The following is a 17,807-nucleotide window of genomic DNA, read 5'->3' as shown; positions in this document are numbered from 1 at the left end:
GTCAGATGCCGACGATCGCGCCGAGCAGATAGCGGAAACCCGCGATCAGCGGCCACAGGATGGTGCCCAGCACACCGGTGAACAGCAGCACCAGCAGGATCGGGAAGCCATAGGGCTCGAGCCGGGCAAAGCCCCAGGCCAGGCGGTTCGGCAGCAGGCTGACGGCGATCCGGCCGCCGTCCAGCGGCGGGATCGGCAGCAGGTTCAGCACCATCAGCACGGCGTTGATCTGCATGCCGGCGTCGGCCATCTTCATCATCGGCAAGGTGTAGTCGCCCGGCTCGCCCGCCATCGCGATGCGGAACAGGATCGCCCATCCCAGCGCCATGAGCAGGTTCATGAACGGCCCGGCCGCGGCCACCCAGAACATGTCCGCCTTCGGGTTGCGCAGCCGGCCGAAATTGACCGGCACCGGCTTGGCCCAGCCGAACAGGATGCCGCCGGCACCGGCCAGCGAGCTCAGCGCCAGGATGCCCGCCGGCACCAGGATCGTGCCCACCGGGTCGATGTGGCGCAAGGGGTTGAGCGTGATGCGGCCGGCCAGATCGGCGGTGGGATCGCCGAAATGGCGGGCGACATAGCCGTGCGCCGCCTCGTGCAGGGTGATGGCGAGCACCACGGGCAGCGCCCAGATCGCCAGCGTCGAAATCAGAGAATCCATGGAAGCGTCGGCAGTAAAGCGGGCATTCTAGCAGAGCGCACCTTTGCCCACGGCAGCCCCCGGCCGGGACCGCTGCGGGCCACGGCCGCGGCCATCCGCTCAGTCCGCCTCGAGGCCGAAGGGTTCGAGCGCGCCGCAGCCGGCGCGCACCAGCTCCGGGGTGCCGGAAGTCAGATCGATCACCGTCGTGGCTTCGGGGCCGCAGTAGCCGGCTTCGATCACCAGATCGACCAGCTTGCCGAGGCGGTCGCGGATCTCCTCGGCGTCGGTCAGCGGCAGGTCCTCATCGGGCAGCAGCAGGGTCGAGCTCAGCATCGGGCCGTCCAGTTCGGCCAGCAGCGCCGACACCACCGCGTGCTCGGGGATGCGCAGACCGATGGTCTTGCGCCTCGGGTGCAAGACCCGGCGCGGCAGCTCCTTGGTGCCTTCGAGGATGAAGGTGTAGGCGCCCGGCGTGGTCGCCTTGAGCAGCCGGTACTGGCTGTTGTCGACCCGCGCGTAGGTGGCGATCTCGGACAGGTCGCGGCACATCAGGGTGAAGTGATGCCGCTCGTCGACGCCGCGAATCCTGCGGATGCGCTCGAGCAGGCCGGCATCGCCGACGGTACAGGCCAGTGCATAGGCCGAATCCGTCGGCAGCACGACCAGCCCGCCGCCGCGGATGATTTCCGCCGCCTGGCGGATCAGGCGCGGCTGGGGCTGTTCGGGGTGGAGGGAAAAGAACTGGGCCATGGTTGTCGTTTTCTCAGAGGAAGCGCGACCACACCGGCGTGAGGTCGGGCGGAAGGGGGTTGCAGCAGCCGAGGTCGACCGGGCTTTCGTTCTCGCCGTGGAAGTCGGAAGCGCGCGAGGCGAGCAGGCCGCGGCGGCGGGCGACGGTGGCGAAACGGCGCATCTCGTCCTCGGAGTGGGCGCCGGAGACGACTTCGATCGCCTCGCCGCCAGCGGCGGCGAAGCGGTCGAGCAGGCGCTCCATGTCGGCATTGGACAGCCGGTAGCGCGCCGGATGGGCGACCACGGCGACACCGCCGGCAGCGCGAATCCAGCCCACCGCCTCCTCCAGCGACGCCCATTCGTGGTCGACGAAGCCGGGCTTGCCGCGCACCAGGTAATGGTCGAACACGGTCCTGACGTCCGGCATCACGCCGCTGGCGACCAGATGGCGGGCGAAATGGGCGCGGCTGACCAGCGCCGGGTTGCGCGCGAAGCGGCGCGCGCCTTCGAGTGCGCCATGAATGCCGGCTGCAGCCAGCGCCTCGCCGATGCGCGCGGCGCGCGCATCGCGTCCCGAGCGGATCTGCTGCAGGCCGGCGACGATGCCGGGCTCCCGCGGATCGATGCCGAGGCCGACGACGTGGATGGTCTCGTCGGCGAAGGACACCGAGATTTCCACCCCGGGGACGAAGCGCAGCCCCAGTTCGGCCGCCGTCGCCGCGGCGATGCCGAGCCCGCCGAGTTCGTCATGGTCGGTCAGCGCCAGCAGCTCGACACCGTTCGCCTTTGCCCGCGCGACCACCTCGGCGGGTTCCAGCCAGCCGTCGGACACGGTGGAATGGCAATGCAGATCGGCATTGAGTGCATGCAGTTCGGCGTGCGTCATCTGAATACTCCGGCAAGAAGCGTCACTGCCCATCGGACAGGAAGAAGGCCTCGACGATCTCCGCGATCCGCTGCGGCTGGTCATGGTGAAGATTGTGGCCGGCATCGTCGAGCCTGCGCACCTCGATCGAGGCGAAGCAGCCGAAGGCCGCCGCGTGATCCTCGTCGCTGACGCCGATGCGTTCGCGCAGATCGGCATTGGCGGGTTCGATCGCCAGCACCGGTGCCGTCACCCGCCGCCAGCAGGCTTCCGCCTCGGCACGGCGGTAGAGCACCGGATTGACCCGGCGATGCAAGGGGTCGCCGGCGATCCGCCAGCCCCTGACTTCATCCCGCTCGTCGGGCTGGGCCAGCGCTTCCGCCAGCCAGCCTGCACGGGCCGCGTCGAGGCGCGGATTGTCCCGCCGCAGACGCTCGGCCAGCGCGTCGAGACTGGGGTAGATCCGCGGCCGCGGCACTTCGGCCAGTTCCCGCAGCCACTTCTGATAGCGTCCGGGCGCTTCGGCGGCCGACCGATCCGGCAGGCCGAAGGCATCGAGCACGACGACGCGTCCGACCCGGGCCGGACGGATGCCTGCGTACATCAGCGCGACATTGCCGCCCATGCTGTGGCCGACGAGGCGCACCGGCGCCGTGTCTTCGCCCTCGACCGCGCGCAGGATCGCATCGAGGTCGGCAAAATAATCCGGATACCAGTAGCCGTCGGCCTGGCTCCAGGCGCTGAGGCCGAAGCCGCGCCAGTCGGGCGCGATCACATGCCAGTCGCCGGCCAGCGCATCGACCATGAACTGAAACGATGCCGACGCATCCATCCAGCCGTGCAGCAGGTACAGTCGGGGGGCGCCCGCCCTGCCCCATTCGCGCAGATGCAGCCGCAGGCCGCGGATATCGAGGAAACGGGAACGGGAGCTTTTCATGGCGGAATGATAGCAAAGCCCCCGGCGCACCCCGGCGGCGACGATGCGAGGCTGCTCGCGTATCATCGCCTCCTGATCTGCCCGAGCCGAACCCGACCGCAAGACCGATGAACATTTCCCCGATTGCCGAGCTTCGCCGCTGCCCCACCTGCAACCGCTGGGGCGGCAAGCGCACGCTGGCGGAAGACGGCAGCACGGTTCACATCGACCCCGAGAACAGCCGCGGCACCTGCAACCAGGGGCCGTGGCACGGCAGCCTGCGCGGGCCGCGCAATGCCTGCGGGCAGTGGCTGCGCTGGATCGAGATCGCGGCCGGAAACTGAGCGCAGCCCCCCATCGGCCGCGCCTTCAAACCCGAAGGCGTCCAAGGCCTACGATTCTTCTTCGCCCGCCGCCCCGCCGTCGCTGGCAGCGGCCTCGGCACGCTCGGCCTCGATCCGCGCGACCATCGCCGCCCGCGACTCCGGCGTTTCCAGGCTGATGCGCCCGATCACGCCATCACGGTAATCCTGCAGCAGGATCAGCGAGGCCTTTTCCAGATCCAGCCCGCCGCCCTTGACCAGGCAGCCCCGCCTGCGCCCGATCGCCTCCACCAGCGCCTGGGCATCCATCGACGACGGATCGATGCGGTAGCGGGCCGCCAGCAGCGCCGGATAACGCTCCAGCAGGATGCCGCCGAGAAAGGCCGCAACCTCTTCGTCGATGACGGCATTGCGGCCGATCGCATGGCTGGCCGCCAGCATGTAGCCGTCCGGATCGTAGTCGATCTTGGGCCACATCATTCCCGGCGTGTCGGTCAGCGTCATGCCCGGCCCCAGGTCCAGCGTCTGCTGGTGCTTGGTCACCGCCGGCTCGTCGCCGACCTTGGCCACCTTGCGCTTCAGCAGCGCATTCATCAGCGTCGATTTGCCGACGTTGGGAATGCCCATGATCATCATCCGCAGCGGCTTGGTGCCGTCGTCCCGGTGCGGCGCGAGCTGGCGGCACAAGGCCGGCACGCGCGCGGCATCGGAGGCATTCTTGGCCGAGATCGCGACCGCCTTTACGCCCGGCTGGCGATTGTAGAAATCCATCCAGGCCCGGGTCGCCGCCGGATCGGCCTGGTCGGCCTTGTTCAGCAGCTTCAGGCAGGGGCGGTTGCGGAAGCGCCGCAGCTCGGAAATCATCGGATTGCTGCTGGCCTCGGGCAGGCGCGCATCGGTCACTTCGATGACGACGTCGATGGCCGCCATCGCCTCGGCGGCCTTTTTCCGCGCCGACGCCATGTGACCGGGAAACCACTGGATTGACATGCTTTAGCTCATCGCCTTTTTTCTGGTGCGCGCATTATCCCATCGCTCCGCTGCTTTACACCTTCTTTCCCGGCCGCTGCATCGTGCCGTGCATGATGCAATGCACAACAATTTCGGCCGCCATATGCCCATTCTCCGCGCGCCCTCTCCGGCGGAAAATTTTTTCGCCCGGCACGCAAAATAAATTCCCCATGCCCCGGAAACGGTGTATCGTGCGGCTCGCAGTCGATTCAAGCAGTGGTTGTTCTGGTGGTTGTCCAGCGTGTTCTACAAGAACGCGTGCCGGTCTGATTCCTCTGGATTACGTTTCTTGATCGTTCCTGCATTTTGGGGCGCATGCCCAGTCATTTTTTATATGGAACGCAAATGAGCACTCAAACCGGTACCGTCAAGTGGTTCAACGACGCCAAGGGCTTCGGCTTCATCACCCCGGAAAACGGCGGCGACGACCTGTTCGCCCACTTCTCGGAAATCCAGAGCAAGGGTTTCAAGAGCCTGGCTGAAAACCAGCGCGTCGAATTCGAAGTCAAGACCGGCCCGAAGGGCCTGCAGGCGGCCAACATCCGCCCGCTGTAATCGCTTCGACGTCGGCGACGTCGATCGATTCAAGACGAAACGCGGCCTTGCGCCGCGTTTTTTGCTTTTCTGCCGCCAGGCTGCGGCAAGGCGCCAAAGCCCTCCGGGCGCTGCACGAGGATGTCGCAGCAAACACGGCCGCTCGTCGCGCCCCGCTCCGTTTCACGCCCCCGCTTCACACCCCTTTACTCCGCTTCACTCGTTTGCTGCACCGGATTCGCCGATAATCGCGACTTCGCAGCATCGCTGCCCATTGCCGCCCATGCGGCTCGACTGCCATGACCGACACCGTTCCCAACGAATCTCCCAGCCCCGAGACCGCCTCGCGGGAGACGCTGCGCTTCACCGATCTCGACCTTCCCGCGCCCCTCCTGTCCGCGCTGGCCGAAGTCGGCTACGAAACGCCCTCGCCGATCCAGGCCGCCTGCATTCCGCAGCTGCTGGCCGGACGCGACATCCTCGGCGAGGCCCAGACCGGCACCGGCAAGACCGCCGCCTTCGCGCTGCCGATGCTGGCCCGTCTCGATCTGGCCGACACCCGGCCGCAGGTGCTGGTGCTGACGCCGACCCGCGAACTGGCCATCCAGGTCGCCGAAGCCTTCGCCAAGTATGCCCACCACCTGAAGAACTTCCACGTGCTGCCGATCTACGGCGGCCAGAGCATGGTGGTGCAGCTGCGCCAGCTGTCGCGCGGCGCCCAGGTCATCGTCGGCACGCCGGGCCGCGTCATGGACCACCTCGAGCGCGAGAGCCTGAAGCTCGACGCGCTGAAGGCGATCGTGCTCGACGAAGCCGACGAAATGCTGCGCATGGGCTTCATCGACGACGTCGAGTGGATCCTCGAGCACACCCCGGCAGAGCGCCAGACCGCGCTGTTCTCGGCGACGATGCCGCACGCGATCCGCGACGTCGCCCGCCGCCACCTGCGCGAACCCGAGGAAATCAGGATCCGCGCCGCCACCGCCACGGTGTCGAAGATCAGCCAGCGCTACTGGCTGGTGCGCGGCGTCGACAAGCTCGACGCGCTGACCCGCATCCTCGACGCCGAGGAAAGCTTCGACGCCGCGATCGTCTTCGTGCGCACCAAGATCGCCACCGAGGAACTCGCCGACAAGCTCGCCGCGCGCGGCTACGCGGCGGCGGCGCTCAACGGCGACATGACCCAGGGCCTGCGCGAACGCGTGATCGAGCAACTCAAGAATGGTGCGCTCGACATCGTCATCGCCACCGACGTCGCCGCGCGCGGCATCGACGTGCCGCGCGTCAGCCACGTCATCAACTACGACATTCCCTACGACACCGAAGCCTACGTCCACCGCATCGGCCGCACCGGCCGTGCCGGCCGCGAAGGCGTCGCGATCCTGTTCGTGGCGCCGCGCGAGACGCGCATGCTGAAGATGATCGAGCGCGCCACCCGCCAGCCGATCACGCCGATCGCGCTGCCGAGCAGCGAGGAAGTCACCAACCTGCGCGTCGCGCAGTTCAAGCGCATGGTGGTCGAGACTGCCGCCGAGCAGGAACTGGGTTTCTACATGGACGTGGTCAACAACCTCGCCGACGAGAACGAACTGGACGTGCATGAGATCGCCGCCGCGCTCGCCTATCTCGCCCAGCGCGAACGGCCGCTGCTGATCGAGCAGTCGGGCCGCGGCTGGGATCTGGCCACCGCCCAGCCGGGCAGCGGCGGCCGGCCGCCGCGCGACGAGCATTTCACCACCGGCGCGCCGCGCGAGCGCACGCCCCGCCCCAACCGCGACGAGATCCTCTCCCGCCGCCGCGCCTTTGCCGACGGCGCACTGGTGCGCTACCGCATCGAAGTCGGCCGCAACCAGGGCGCCAGCCCGAAGGAGATCGTCGGCGCAATCGCCAACGAAGGCGGCATCGAAGGCCGCTTCATCGGCCAGATCCACCTGTTCGACGACTTCTCCACCGTGGAACTGCCGGCCAACCTGCCCGCCGATCTGATGGACACCCTGAAGCGCACCCGGGTGCGGCAGATGCAGTTGAACATCCGCGCGCTGTCGGCCGCCGAAGCCGCCGCGACGCCGGAACGCCGCCGTCCGCCGCGCGACGGCGGCGGCTGGCGCGACGACAACAAGCAGGATCGCCGGCCCGGCGGTTTCGAGCGCCGCGACTCCGGACCGGCAGGCGGCCAGGCGAAGGGCGGCTGGAAGTCGCAGGACAAGTCGCAAGACGGCTGGCGCCGCCAGGAGCACGCACCCGGCCGCAGCGACGCCGGCGGCCATCACCGCCACTTCAGCCGCCCCGCCGACACGCCGCGCCCGGCCGCCCACGGCACGGGCAAGCCCCGCAAGCGCAAGGAAAGCTGAACAAGCGGCGGCAGCCGGCTCCGGGCACCCTGCTCCGCCTCGGCAGCCGGATGCCGTCGGCGTATTCAGTGCCCGTGCCGCCCACTCGACATGAACGCTGGACCGAGCATGAAGCTGCAAGCCTGGCACCACATCACCGCAGCCGGATTCACCCTGCGCGGGCAGCACAGCCCGCCTTCCGGCCGCCCGCTGATCCACTTCCTGCACGGCAACGGCTATTGCGGGCTGACCTATGCGCCGATGCTGGAAATTCTGGCGGAAGATTTCGACCTCTTCCTGTCCGACGTCCAGGGCCATGGCGACAGCGACCAGGGCGGACGCTTCCACGGCTGGAACCGGACCGCCGAATTCGCTGCCGAGGCCTGGCGGACGCAGCGGACACGCTTCGGCGATGTGCCGGTCCACGCCGTCGGCCACAGCTTCGGCAGCGTCATCAGTTGCCTGATGATGGCTCGCGAGCCGGACCTGTTCGCACGTGCGGTGCTGCTCGATCCGGTGCTGTTCCCGCCGGCGATGATCGGCCTGATGGCGCTGTCCGACGTCGTCGGCCTGCTGTCGCGCAACACGCTCGCCAGCCGGGCACGCCGGCGCCGCCACCACTGGCCGGACCGCACGGCCGCCTGGCTCGGGCTGCAGGAGCGCGGCATGTTCCGCGGCTGGCGCGACGACGCACTGCAGGCCTACGTCGACCATGCCCTGCGTGAAAGTCCGGCGGGCGGCGTCGAACTCAAGTGCCGGCCCAGCCGCGAAGCCGAGATCTTCGGCTCCTATCCGCGCCGCCTGTGGTCCTCGCTGGCGCGGGTGCGCACCCCCACGCTGGTGCTGCGCGGCAACCGCAGCTATCCCTTCGCCGCCAAGGGCATCGCCCGCTGGCGCGCCGGCAATCCGTCGGTACGCCAGCAACTGGTGCCGGGCGGACACTGCTTCATGCAGGAAACACCGGACGCGGCGGCCGCCGAGATCAAGCGCTTTCTCCAGGCCGCTGGCTGAAGCATGCCTGCCGCGGGTATTCGGCCGCGCATGTTGCAAAAGGCGTGCGCGAGGAATTCATCCGCCGCGCATCGGCACGCCGATCAGGCCTGGCCGCCACCCAGCAGGAAGCGGGGTTCGATGGACACGGTATCGCGGCCGTTGGTCACCCAGACGTGGCCGTCCTGAATGCTGAACTGCAGGCGCATCGTGCGCTCGGCCAGTTTCGCCAGTTCGGCACTCGCCTCGCGTGCCAGCTCGATGACCCGCAGCGAGGACTGGCGCGCCAGCTTCTCGCGCACGCCGTTCCACCACACCTCCAGCGCGCGGCCGTAGGCGAGCACGATCACCTCGTCCGCCCGCCCGCAGGCCTTGCGCACCCATTTCTCGTCGGGCTGGCCGACGTCGATCCAGCACTCGATCGCGCCGGTCAGGTCCTTGCGCCACAGGTCCGGCTCGTCGTCCACGCACAAGCCCTTGCCGAAGCCCAGCGCCGGATCGGCGAACAGCGCGAAGGCCAGCAGGCGCACCATCATCCGCTCGTCGGTCTCGGACGGATGGCGGGCCAGCGTCAGGCTGTAGTCGGCATAGTGGCCGCGATCCATGTCCGCGACCTGGATGTCGGCCTTGAAGATCGTCGCCTTGAGCGCCATCAGTGCATCTGCTCCGGTGGGCGGCTGGCCTGCTGCCAGGCGATGACGGCACGCGCGGCATGCGCCATCACTCGGTCGCGCTGCTCCTGCGGCAGCTCGCGCGCCAGCGCGCCGAACAAGGCCTGGGTGGCTTCCTGTCCCGCACCTTCGGCGGCGAGGCCGTCGGCCAGGCAGCGGATCTGGATGAAGGCCAGCGTATCGGCCACCAGCCGCCAGCCGGCCAGCGGCATCTCGCGCGTCATCAGGCCGAGCAGGCGGCCGCCGAGCTGCGCGGCAAGGCGCAAGGCCTCGTCGCGGTCCTCGGTGGCGATGGACGAATGCCATAGCGCAAGGTGAATGCCTCGCCGCAGTTCGACCTTGAAGTCGATGGCGTTCTCCTCGGCCTGGCCGATGGCCTCGAACTGGCGCAGGAAACGCGCCTCATCCTCGACTCCGAGCCCGGTCCGCAGGCTGCCGATGAGTTCGGTCAGGCCGGGGATGGACACCAGGCCGAAAGCCTGGCTCCAGGCCACGCCCCACTGGTCCATGCCGGACAGCAGCAGAGCCAGCCGCAAGGCGCGGGCCTCGTCGCCATCGCCGGCACAGGCCCAGTCATCCAGTTCGCGCTGCAGCTGGGCGACGCCTTTCAGGCGGACTTCATCGCTTTCGCCGACGCTGAGGCGGAACACGCGGGCAAAGGCCTCCTGCGCCATCTGCGCGGCCTGGCGCTGGACGCCGCTGTCGGCATCGACAGCGAGAGGGTCGGGAGGAATCGCGTCATCGTTCGCGCTCATGGGGCCACCGTCGGCAGAAATGGGCGCCCATTGTGCACAGCGATACCGCTCGAATCAAATCGGACCGCCTGCGTGCGGGCCGCAGGGACCCGCGGCGACGCTCAGGCGATGCTGCGCGCCGCCCACAACGACGCCGGCGCAGCGGCGCCAGCGCGAAAACCGACACTCTCGGCGGTCCCGTCGCGGAAGTTCCGCAGCATGCGATGCAGCGCCGCGGCGTCCTCGTCGGTGAAACCACGCTTGAAATCGGTCAGCAACAGGCGCGAGCGGGTCATCCAGTTGCCCGGCGCATCGTCCAGCGCGCACCACGCGGCACTGCGATGATCCGCCTCGTGCTGGGCGAGCCACAGCATCGCTTCGCGCTCGCGCAGGCCATGCAGCTCGGCACCGTGCTTGGGCAGCATGTGCGGCGTGGCACCGGCGATGCGGGGACGGATGTCCTCGGCGAAACGGGCCACCAGCTTCTGCATCGAGAACAGCATGCGCCAGTCCGAGGCGATGACCACGCGCGCCTCTTCGAACTCCCGCAGCACCGCCTCGATCAGCGGCAGGCAGCGGAAGTCCTCGACTTCGCCCCAAGGGTGGGTGACGCCGTCGAAGTCCATGAAGATGTATGTATTGCGTGTCATGTTGCACTCTCTCTGCCATTTGGGCGCATGGCTACGGTTCTGGATTGCTGCAATGCAGAATATACTCCAATCCAAGGCACCGGCACCTGCCGCTTTCGTCACGAATCATTGAAAGAAAATCGCCGCATCGCTGCGGCATATTGATTTTGCAGCGCACAAAAACCCTTTTAACTGCGAGGACTACAGCATGACGCCCATCATCAATCTGGAAGGCAAGGTCGGCCTGATCACCGGCATCGCCAACGAAAAATCCATCTCCACCGGCGTGGCCGAAGCCTGCGCCCAGGCCGGCGCCAAGCTGATCATCACCTACCAGAACGAAAAGACCCGCGCCTTCATCGAGCCGGTGATCCACCGCCTCGGCGTCGAGGACGTGTTCCTGCTCGACGTCACCAACCCTGAGACCATGGATGCCGCCTTCGCCGAAATCGAGGCCCGCCACGGCAAGCTCGACTTCGCCGTGCACAGCATGGCTTTCGCCAAGCGCGACGACCTGCACGGCCGCGTGGTCGACACTTCGGCCGACGGTTTCGCGCTGGCGATGGACGTGTCGACCCACTCCTTCGTCCGCCTGGCCAAGAAGGCCGAGCCGCTGCTCGAGAAGGCCGGCGGCGGCGCACTGGTGACGATGACCTACCTGGGCTCGGAAAAGGTCATCCCCAACTACGGCGTGATGGGCTTGTGCAAGGCCGCGCTCGAGGCCGCCACCCGCTACATGGCGGCCGAACTCGGCGCCAAGAACATCCGCGTGAATGCCGTGTCGCCCGGCCCGCTGATGACCCGCGCCGCCTCGGGCATCGCCGGCTTCGACGGCCTGATGGCCGCCGCGGTCGAGCGCTCGCCGATGCATGCGCTGGTCACGCCCGAGGACATCGGCGCGCTGACCGCCTTCCTGGTGTCCGACGCCGGCCGGCTGGTCAGCGGCGGAGTGCATTTCGTCGATGCCGGGTATAACATCATGGCGTAAGCACGGAGCATCGCCATGATCGCCACGATCGACATCGCCTCGGCCCGGGCCCAGCTCGGGCGAACCAGCGTCGTGCTGCCGGACCCCGTGCCGGCGCATCCGCTGCTCGACGGCAAGGAGGAAATCGGCCGTGGCGAATATTCGATCGTGCTCGACAAGGGCGATGGCGAGCGGGTCTACAAGATCGTCAGCTCGCCCGCCGACTACTTCCTCTACACCGCCGACGATCGTCCGCGCGGCGAGCATTTCCCCGTCATCCATGCCGACCACGGCGTCATCGGCCGTGCGCAGTCCGGCTATCCGCTGCATCTGATCGAGATGGAAAAGCTCTATCCGCTGGCCGAAGGCTCCCCCGCGGCAGCGCTGGCGCTGCGGCTGATCGACACCTACTGGTCGGCCTGCCAGCAATGGAGCAAGCTCGGCACCGACATGGGCCGGATCGCGCTGTACGACATGACGCTGAACCCCTTCGCCAGCAACAAGCTCGACAAGGCACTCAAGGCCTTGTCGGACTTCGTCGAGGAATACCAGGTCCTGCCCGACATCCTGAACGCCAACAACCTGATGATGCGCAAGGACGGCACACTGGTGTTCTCGGACCCGGTCTTCATCGCCTGAGCCCTCTCCAGGCTGCCGCGGCGACGCTGGCGGGCGATCCGCGTATCATGGCCTGCCCACCAGCCGCGATACGCATGGAAGGCCTGATGCACCCACACGACCATGACGCGCATGAAGCGCCCTCCCCGGCACCGCCCGACACCATCGGCATCGCACGGAGCGGCGCCTTCGACGCCCCCGCCTTCGAACGCGCGATCGACGACCTGCTGCGCGCCTGCGGCATCGATCCGCATTCCTCCCATACCGGCCGCACCGCGCAGCGCGTGCGCGAACTGTGGCAGCGGCGCCTGCTCGGCGGCTACGAGCTGGATCCGGCCGAAGTGCTGGGCGAAGGCTTCGCCGACGAACGCCGCGACATGGTCGTGGTGCGCGGCATCGCCGTCCATGGCGTCTGCCCGCACCACCTCGTGCCCTTCCGCGGTGTCGCCCACGTCGCCTACATCCCCGACGGGCGCCTGCACGGCTTCGGCCGCATCGCCCGCCTGGTGGACGCGATCGGCCACCGCTTCACCTACCAGGAATGGATGACGCGCGACATCGCCGACGCGCTGCTGCGGCACGGCAAGGCGGCAGGTGCGGCTTGCGTGATCGAAGCCGAGCAGCTCTGCCTGCTGCTGGGCGAGGACCGGCGCGGCGACGAACGCGTCGTCACCCAGGCTTTCAGCGGGGAATTCGAACGTTCGCCCCAGGCCCGCAGCGAGTTCCTGCGCGCGATCTCGGGCTAGACGGCATCAGTGCGGGTGCAGCACGCGGATGCGGTGCTGCGCGGTATCGACCAGCACGACCTCGCGCCCTTCGATGACCACCGCGCCGCGATAGCGGTCGTCGCCCGACAGCGAATACTCGAAATCGAAGCCGCGGCGCAGCACCACATGTCCTTCGTCGTTGCGTGCGAGCCTGATGCCGTGGCCGACGACGGTCTCATCGAGAAACTGCAGCCCCTCGCGCAGGCAGGCGCGCCGTGCAGCCTCCAGCCCGGCCTCGCGCGCCTTCAGGCTGTCGAACCAGAACCAGACGATGCCGCCCAGCCCCAGCACCGTCATCAGTTCGACAAAGCTCATCTGGCGCAGGTGGCCGTGGTCACGGCAGCATCATGCCGCGGATCATGAAGAACAGCATCGCCGCCATCAGCGCCGACGCCGGCACCGTGATGATCCAGGCTGCGGCGATCCGCATCAGTTGCGAGCGCTTCACCAGTTCGCGGCGGTAAACCTTGCGCAAGCCCTTGCGCTCGACCTTGGAGAAGTGCGCCGGGTCTTCGGCCTTCTTCGAGCGCTGCTTGAGGTCGCGCAGCATCTCGCCCTTCTCCTCGATCGAGGCTTTCTCGAAGCGGGCGACGAAGGCCTCGATCGCCGCCAGATCGCCTTCCGGGTGGTGGGCCTTGATCTCTTCCAGCATGCGGTCGTAGTTGCTCTTCAGGTACTCGCGCAGGAAGCCGACGCCGAGCACGCCGCCAACGGCGATGTGCGTCGAGCTGACCGGCAGGCCGAACTGGCTGGCGACGATCACGGTCAGCGTCGCCGCCATGGCGATACAGTAGGCGCGCATCTGGTCCAGTTCGGTGATCTCGCTGCCGACGGTGCGGATCAGCTTCGGTCCGAACAGCGCCAGGCCGAGCGCGATGCCGAGCGCGCCCACCATCATCACCCAGGTCGGGATCGGCGCCGACTTGTGCATCACGCCGTCGCTGGTGATGACATCGACGATCGCGGCAAGCGGGCCGACCGCGTTCGACACGTCGTTGGAACCGTGGGCGAAGCTCAGCAGCGCCGCGGCCGAGATCAGCGGCACGGTGAACAGGCGGTTGACGCTCTGCTTGGTGTTGGCGAGCTGCATGCCGCGCCCGTTCATCGAGCGCTTGGTCAGCAGGAAGATCGGCACCGCAATCAACAGGCCATAGACCACCGCCTCGCCGAAGCCGACCGACCACACGCGGTTCAGGCCCTTCAGGATCAGGTAGGTGCCGAAAGTCCAGGCCATCAGGCCGACCAGCATCGGCACCGTTCTGCGCGCCGCCGCCGCCATGTCGGTCTGATAGGTGATGCTGCGCTTGACCAGGTACAGGAAGGCGGCGGCGAACACGCCGCCGAGCACCGGCGACACCACCCAGCTGGCAACGATGTTGCCCATCGTCGACCAGGCGACGATGTCCGTGCCTTCGGCGGCGATGCCGGCGCCGAGCACGGCGCCGACGATCGAGTGCGTCGTCGACACCGGTGCGCCGACCGCGGTGGCGATGTTCAGCCACAATGCGCCGGCCAGCAGCGCCGCCAGCATGATCCAGACGAAAGTGTCGGAATCGGTGATCAGTTCGGGGTCGATGATGCCGCTGCGGATGGTGCCGACGACTTCGCCGCCGGCAATCAGCGCGCCGGCCGCCTCGAAGATGGCGGCGATGACCAGCGCTCCGGCCAGGCTCATCGCCTTCGAACCGACGGCCGGGCCGACGTTGTTGGCGACGTCATTGGCGCCGATGTTCATCGCCATGTAGCCGCCGACCATGGCTGCCATGACGAGAATCAGGCTGCCGTCGCCGCCACCGCCGCGCATCGCGGCATAGAACATGACGCCGACGATGAAGAGCAGGCCGATGCCGAGACGAAGCACTTCTCCCCGGCCACGATGCGTTGCTCGTTCAATTTCGCTGATGTGTTTCAGGTCCACGCCAAGTGATCCGAAATGGAAAGGCGCCATTGTTTCAGAAAATCGACAAGCGCCCAAACTCCTCGTGAGTCCCTCCACCGCCGATCACGCTGCGGCGCAGCATCGGTGCAACACCGCCAGCGCAAGTCTTTACAAGCGATCGTACTTGTCGGCCCGCCCTCTGGCCTTGTCGGCGGGATAGCGCCTGCCATTGATCGCCATCTTGCGCACCGAGGCCTCCACCAGATCGATGTCCAGCACGTCGGCCAGGCGGACGAGATAGAGCAGCACGTCGGCCAGTTCTTCCGCCACTGCATTGCGCGATGCAGCATCCAGCTTGGCGGACTGCTCGGAGGTCAGCCACTGGAAATGTTCGATGACCTCGCCGGCCTCGCCGGCCAGCGCCATCGCGAGATTCTTGGGCGTATGGAACTGGTTCCAGTCGCGCTCGGCGGCGAAGCGGCGCAAGCCATCGCGCAGGCCGTCGAGCCGATCCCCCGTTTGTTCCGGTTTCATTCGATGCGGTGCTCCAGGTCGAAGCCGGCACCATCGTCGACGCCCAGCGCCTCCACCAGCCAAGGCATCATCGATTCGAGCCGTTCGGGCAATACCCAGGGCGGATTGACGATGAACATGCCGCTGCCGAACATGCCGAAGCCCTCGCGCGGCGGCCGGCGTACCGCCAGGCGGACGTCGAGCCAGCTACCGGCACCCAGCTCCGCCAGCCGCTCCGGCAGCCTGCGCGCTTCCGGACGTGCGAGCATCGGGTACCACACGGCGTAAGTACCGGTCGGGAAACGCCGCATCGCATCCCTGATGCAATCGACCACATGGCGATAGTCGTCCTTGACTTCGTAAGGCGGATCGATCAGCACCACGGCGCGGCGGGAAGGCGGCGGCAGCAGGCTCTTCAGCGCACCGAAGCCGTCCGCCTTGCGGCACTGCACGCGTTCGGCCTCGGTGGCGAAAGTGCGCGTCAGCGAGTCGAAATCGGCCGGATGCAGTTCGAACAGGCGCAGACGGTCCTGCGGCCGCGCCAGCGTCATCGCCAGCGCAGGCGAACCGGGATAGAACAGCAGGCGCCCATGGGGGTTGAACTGTGCCAGCGCCGCACGGTAGGCGGCCAATGGCTCGGGCAGGTCCGTCCGGTCCCAGATGCGGCCGACGCCATCGACGTACTCGGCGGTCTTGCCGGCCTGCTCGCTGTCGAGCGCGTAGCAGCCGCCGCCCGCATGGGTGTCGATGTAATGCCAGGGCTTGTCCTTGCGGTTGAAATAGGACAGCAGTTCGAGCAGCAGGGTATGTTTAAGGACGTCGGCGTGGTTGCCGGCATGGAAGGCGTGGCGGTAACTGAGCATGAAGGATATCCGTTTGCGACTCGCATGCTAGCACTGCAGCGGGGGAAAGCGCCAAGGCAGCCGGGGGAGCGGATGGGGAATTTCCCGCAGGATCAGGGACATTGCCGGACCCCGGAGTGGTTTGCAGCGCATGATGCGCTTGCTATGATGCGCCCCCCGAGCGTCGGCACCGGCCGGCAGCCAGAGAGAGCGAGAAAACACACATGAGCATCTACGCCCTGGGCGATCGCACGCCCCGTTTCGGCGAAGGATCCTGGGTCGCCCACAATGCGACCGTGGTCGGCGCGGTGGAGGCCGGTCGCGACGTCAGCATCTGGTACAACGTGGTGATTCGCGGCGACAACGATCCGATCAGGATCGGCGACGGCAGCAACATCCAGGACGGCTCGGTGCTGCATACCGACGACGGCGTGCCGCTGACCATCGGCGCGGACGTCACCGTCGGCCACATGGCGATGCTGCACGGCTGCTCGATCGGCGACGGCAGCCTCATCGGCATCAATGCCGTGATCCTCAACAAGGCGGTCATCGGCAAGCACTGCATCATCGGCGCCAACACGCTGATCCCGGAAGGCAAGGCCATCCCCGACCGCTCGCTGGTCGTCGGCTCGCCCGGCCGGGTGATCCGTCAGCTTTCCGATGCCGAGATCGAGCACCTGAAGTGGAACGCCCGCCACTACGTCGACAATGCGGCTCGCTACAAGACCGAGCTGCGGGCAATCGACCCGGCGACGGTACTCGGGCAACCGTCCACCTGAGCGCCGGCCTAGGCCGGCAACTGGCCGCCGGCCCGGGCCAGCCAGACCACGGCGGCCAGCACGATCGCACCGCCGACGATCTGCAGCGGCGTGAATGCCTCGCCCAGGAAGATCGCCGCCAGCACGATCGTCACCACGGGCTCCAGCGTCGACAGGGTCGCCGCATCGGCCGCCCCCAGGTTGCGGATGCCGATGAACAGGCCGAGCATCGCTACCACGGTGCACACGATGGCGATCGCGAATACCGCAGTCCAGGCCGGCGCCGTGGCCGGGAATGCCGGCTGCTGCCAGCCGGCCAGTGCCGCGAACACGATCGCCGCACCGATCATCACCACCGTGACTGCCGCCAGCGGGTCTTCCCGGCTCAGCGCATGGGCGCCGACCAGGATGTAGATCGAATAGATCACCGCCGCCGTCACGCCCAGCACGATGCCGAGCGCTTCGCCGGTGAGGCCACCGCCCAGCGTCAGGGCCGTACCGAGCAAGGCGGCAAGCACCGCGAGCATTCGTCTGGCGCCGAGCGGCCGGCGCAGGATCAGGGCGCCGAACACGGTGACGAGAAAGGGGTGGAGATAGAGCAGCAAGGCCACCAGCCCGGCCGAAGCGTGATTGAGCGCGGAGAAGAAGCTCATCGACTGGCCGACGTAGCACAGCCCGCCCATCGCCAGCAGCAGCGCCAGGCTGCGTCCTCTCGGCCAGCGCCGCCCGGTCGCCAGCATGAGCCCCGTCAGCAGCACCGCCGCGATCACGAAGCGCAGCAGCAGCACGGCGGTCACGTCTGCGCCGCCGGCGTAGGCCTGGCGCGCGAAGATCGCCATCGCGCCGAACGATGCTGCCGAAAGCGCCACGCAGAGTGCGCCGACGAGCCGTGGATTCATGATGCTGGCGGCAAAAGTCGGCAAGCATGCCTGCGCGCCGCGCGGGGGTCAATCGCGGGGACCGCAGAGGCCCACCGAACGCCGGAAATCGCCGGGCAATGCACACTTACACCCGCCTGCCCCGCCGAGCGGCGAATTGCGGTATACCGGATACGGCGACCTGCATGCGCGCCACCGCGGCAGGCG

21 protein-coding genes are annotated in these 17,807 nt (G+C 67.8%); 8 read left to right on the top strand and 13 right to left on the bottom strand.

All coding sequences use genetic code 11. The annotated features are described in order from the left end of the window. Position 1: 1 nt before the first annotated feature. From NX068_RS00205 to NX068_RS00190, 4 genes are all read right to left on the bottom strand, one after another. Positions 2-661: a site-2 protease family protein gene (locus tag NX068_RS00205; RefSeq protein ID WP_263459278.1), complete on the bottom strand. Its 660-nt coding sequence runs from the start codon at positions 659-661 to the stop codon at positions 2-4. Between the two features lie 99 nt (positions 662-760). Beyond that, positions 761-1,393, bottom strand: coding sequence for an L-threonylcarbamoyladenylate synthase (locus NX068_RS00200; RefSeq protein ID WP_263459277.1), 633 nt, complete (start codon positions 1,391-1,393; stop codon positions 761-763). A 13-nt stretch (positions 1,394-1,406) separates the two neighbouring features. Beyond that, positions 1,407-2,261 (bottom strand): 3',5'-nucleoside bisphosphate phosphatase, encoded by an 855-nt coding sequence (locus NX068_RS00195; protein WP_263459276.1) that lies wholly within the window; start codon positions 2,259-2,261, stop codon positions 1,407-1,409. A gap of 22 nt (positions 2,262-2,283) precedes the next feature. Then, positions 2,284-3,177 (bottom strand): alpha/beta fold hydrolase, encoded by an 894-nt coding sequence (locus NX068_RS00190; protein WP_263459275.1) that lies wholly within the window; start codon positions 3,175-3,177, stop codon positions 2,284-2,286. A gap of 107 nt (positions 3,178-3,284) precedes the next feature. Between NX068_RS00190 and NX068_RS00185 the strand changes: the two genes are divergently transcribed. Continuing rightward, complete coding sequence (locus NX068_RS00185) at positions 3,285-3,500, top strand: hypothetical protein (RefSeq protein WP_263459274.1); 216 nt, start codon at positions 3,285-3,287, stop codon at positions 3,498-3,500. A gap of 48 nt (positions 3,501-3,548) precedes the next feature. Here the strand turns inward: NX068_RS00185 and ylqF are convergent, their stop codons facing one another. Then, positions 3,549-4,469: a ribosome biogenesis GTPase YlqF gene (gene ylqF, locus NX068_RS00180; protein WP_263459273.1), complete on the bottom strand. Its 921-nt coding sequence runs from the start codon at positions 4,467-4,469 to the stop codon at positions 3,549-3,551. 366 nt (positions 4,470-4,835) lie between these two features. On the opposite strand from ylqF, the gene cspE reads away from it, so the two are divergent. From cspE to NX068_RS00165, 3 genes are all read left to right on the top strand, one after another. After that, positions 4,836-5,045, top strand: coding sequence for a transcription antiterminator/RNA stability regulator CspE (cspE, locus tag NX068_RS00175; protein WP_004260632.1), 210 nt, complete (start codon positions 4,836-4,838; stop codon positions 5,043-5,045). 278 nt (positions 5,046-5,323) lie between these two features. Then, on the top strand, positions 5,324-7,375 hold the full coding sequence (locus NX068_RS00170) for a DEAD/DEAH box helicase (protein WP_263459272.1): 2,052 nt from the start codon (positions 5,324-5,326) through the stop codon (positions 7,373-7,375). Positions 7,376-7,483: 108 nt separating this feature from the next. Then, positions 7,484-8,365, top strand: coding sequence for an alpha/beta fold hydrolase (locus NX068_RS00165; protein ID WP_263459271.1), 882 nt, complete (start codon positions 7,484-7,486; stop codon positions 8,363-8,365). A gap of 83 nt (positions 8,366-8,448) precedes the next feature. On the opposite strand, the gene NX068_RS00160 is transcribed toward NX068_RS00165, so the two are convergent. The 3 genes from NX068_RS00160 to NX068_RS00150 form a co-directional block, all read right to left on the bottom strand. Continuing rightward, positions 8,449-8,997, bottom strand: coding sequence for a YaeQ family protein (locus tag NX068_RS00160; protein WP_263459270.1), 549 nt, complete (start codon positions 8,995-8,997; stop codon positions 8,449-8,451). Further along, complete coding sequence (locus NX068_RS00155; protein WP_263459269.1) at positions 8,997-9,770, bottom strand: hypothetical protein; 774 nt, start codon at positions 9,768-9,770, stop codon at positions 8,997-8,999. Before NX068_RS00155 ends, NX068_RS00160 begins: the two co-directional genes overlap by 1 nt. A gap of 101 nt (positions 9,771-9,871) precedes the next feature. Beyond that, the gene (locus tag NX068_RS00150; RefSeq protein WP_263459268.1) at positions 9,872-10,399 is read right to left on the bottom strand and encodes an HAD domain-containing protein; all 528 of its coding nucleotides are present in this window, start codon (positions 10,397-10,399) and stop codon (positions 9,872-9,874) included. A gap of 187 nt (positions 10,400-10,586) precedes the next feature. On the opposite strand from NX068_RS00150, the gene fabI reads away from it, so the two are divergent. The 3 genes from fabI (at position 10,587) to folE (ending at position 12,709) form a co-directional block, all read left to right on the top strand. Further along, positions 10,587-11,366 (top strand): enoyl-ACP reductase FabI, encoded by a 780-nt coding sequence (gene fabI / locus NX068_RS00145; RefSeq protein WP_263459267.1) that lies wholly within the window; start codon positions 10,587-10,589, stop codon positions 11,364-11,366. 15 nt (positions 11,367-11,381) lie between these two features. After that, the gene (locus NX068_RS00140; protein ID WP_263459266.1) at positions 11,382-11,984 is read left to right on the top strand and encodes a hypothetical protein; all 603 of its coding nucleotides are present in this window, start codon (positions 11,382-11,384) and stop codon (positions 11,982-11,984) included. 86 nt (positions 11,985-12,070) lie between these two features. Next, positions 12,071-12,709: a GTP cyclohydrolase I FolE gene (gene folE, locus NX068_RS00135; RefSeq protein ID WP_263459265.1), complete on the top strand. Its 639-nt coding sequence runs from the start codon at positions 12,071-12,073 to the stop codon at positions 12,707-12,709. A 6-nt stretch (positions 12,710-12,715) separates the two neighbouring features. On the opposite strand, the gene NX068_RS00130 is transcribed toward folE, so the two are convergent. The 4 genes from NX068_RS00130 to NX068_RS00115 all read right to left on the bottom strand — a co-directional run bounded on the left by NX068_RS00130 (position 12,716) and on the right by NX068_RS00115 (position 15,985). Further along, a complete protein-coding gene (locus NX068_RS00130; RefSeq protein WP_263459264.1) occupies positions 12,716-13,045 on the bottom strand; it encodes a DUF3301 domain-containing protein in 330 nt (109 codons plus the stop codon). 19 nt (positions 13,046-13,064) lie between these two features. Next, a complete protein-coding gene (locus NX068_RS00125) occupies positions 13,065-14,648 on the bottom strand; it encodes an inorganic phosphate transporter (RefSeq protein WP_263459263.1) in 1,584 nt (527 codons plus the stop codon). A 129-nt stretch (positions 14,649-14,777) separates the two neighbouring features. Beyond that, positions 14,778-15,143, bottom strand: a complete 366-nt coding sequence (locus tag NX068_RS00120) for a nucleotide pyrophosphohydrolase (protein WP_263459262.1) — start codon at positions 15,141-15,143, stop codon at positions 14,778-14,780. Then, the gene (locus NX068_RS00115) at positions 15,140-15,985 is read right to left on the bottom strand and encodes a 23S rRNA (adenine(2030)-N(6))-methyltransferase RlmJ (RefSeq protein WP_263459261.1); all 846 of its coding nucleotides are present in this window, start codon (positions 15,983-15,985) and stop codon (positions 15,140-15,142) included. The genes NX068_RS00120 and NX068_RS00115 overlap by 4 nt, the downstream gene beginning before the upstream one ends. Positions 15,986-16,188: 203 nt before the next feature. Between NX068_RS00115 and NX068_RS00110 the strand changes: the two genes are divergently transcribed. After that, complete coding sequence (locus tag NX068_RS00110; protein WP_263459260.1) at positions 16,189-16,743, top strand: gamma carbonic anhydrase family protein; 555 nt, start codon at positions 16,189-16,191, stop codon at positions 16,741-16,743. An 8-nt stretch (positions 16,744-16,751) separates the two neighbouring features. Here the strand turns inward: NX068_RS00110 and NX068_RS00105 are convergent, their stop codons facing one another. Next, the gene (locus tag NX068_RS00105) at positions 16,752-17,621 is read right to left on the bottom strand and encodes a DMT family transporter (RefSeq protein WP_263459259.1); all 870 of its coding nucleotides are present in this window, start codon (positions 17,619-17,621) and stop codon (positions 16,752-16,754) included. Between the last annotated feature and the right edge of the window lie 186 nt (positions 17,622-17,807).

This window comes from Thauera carbonicopians, from assembly GCF_025699485.1.
Taxonomy (GTDB): domain Bacteria; phylum Pseudomonadota; class Gammaproteobacteria; order Burkholderiales; family Rhodocyclaceae; genus Thauera.
Note: the sequence above shows the minus strand (reverse complement) of the source record. Positions and strands in the feature narration are given on the sequence as shown.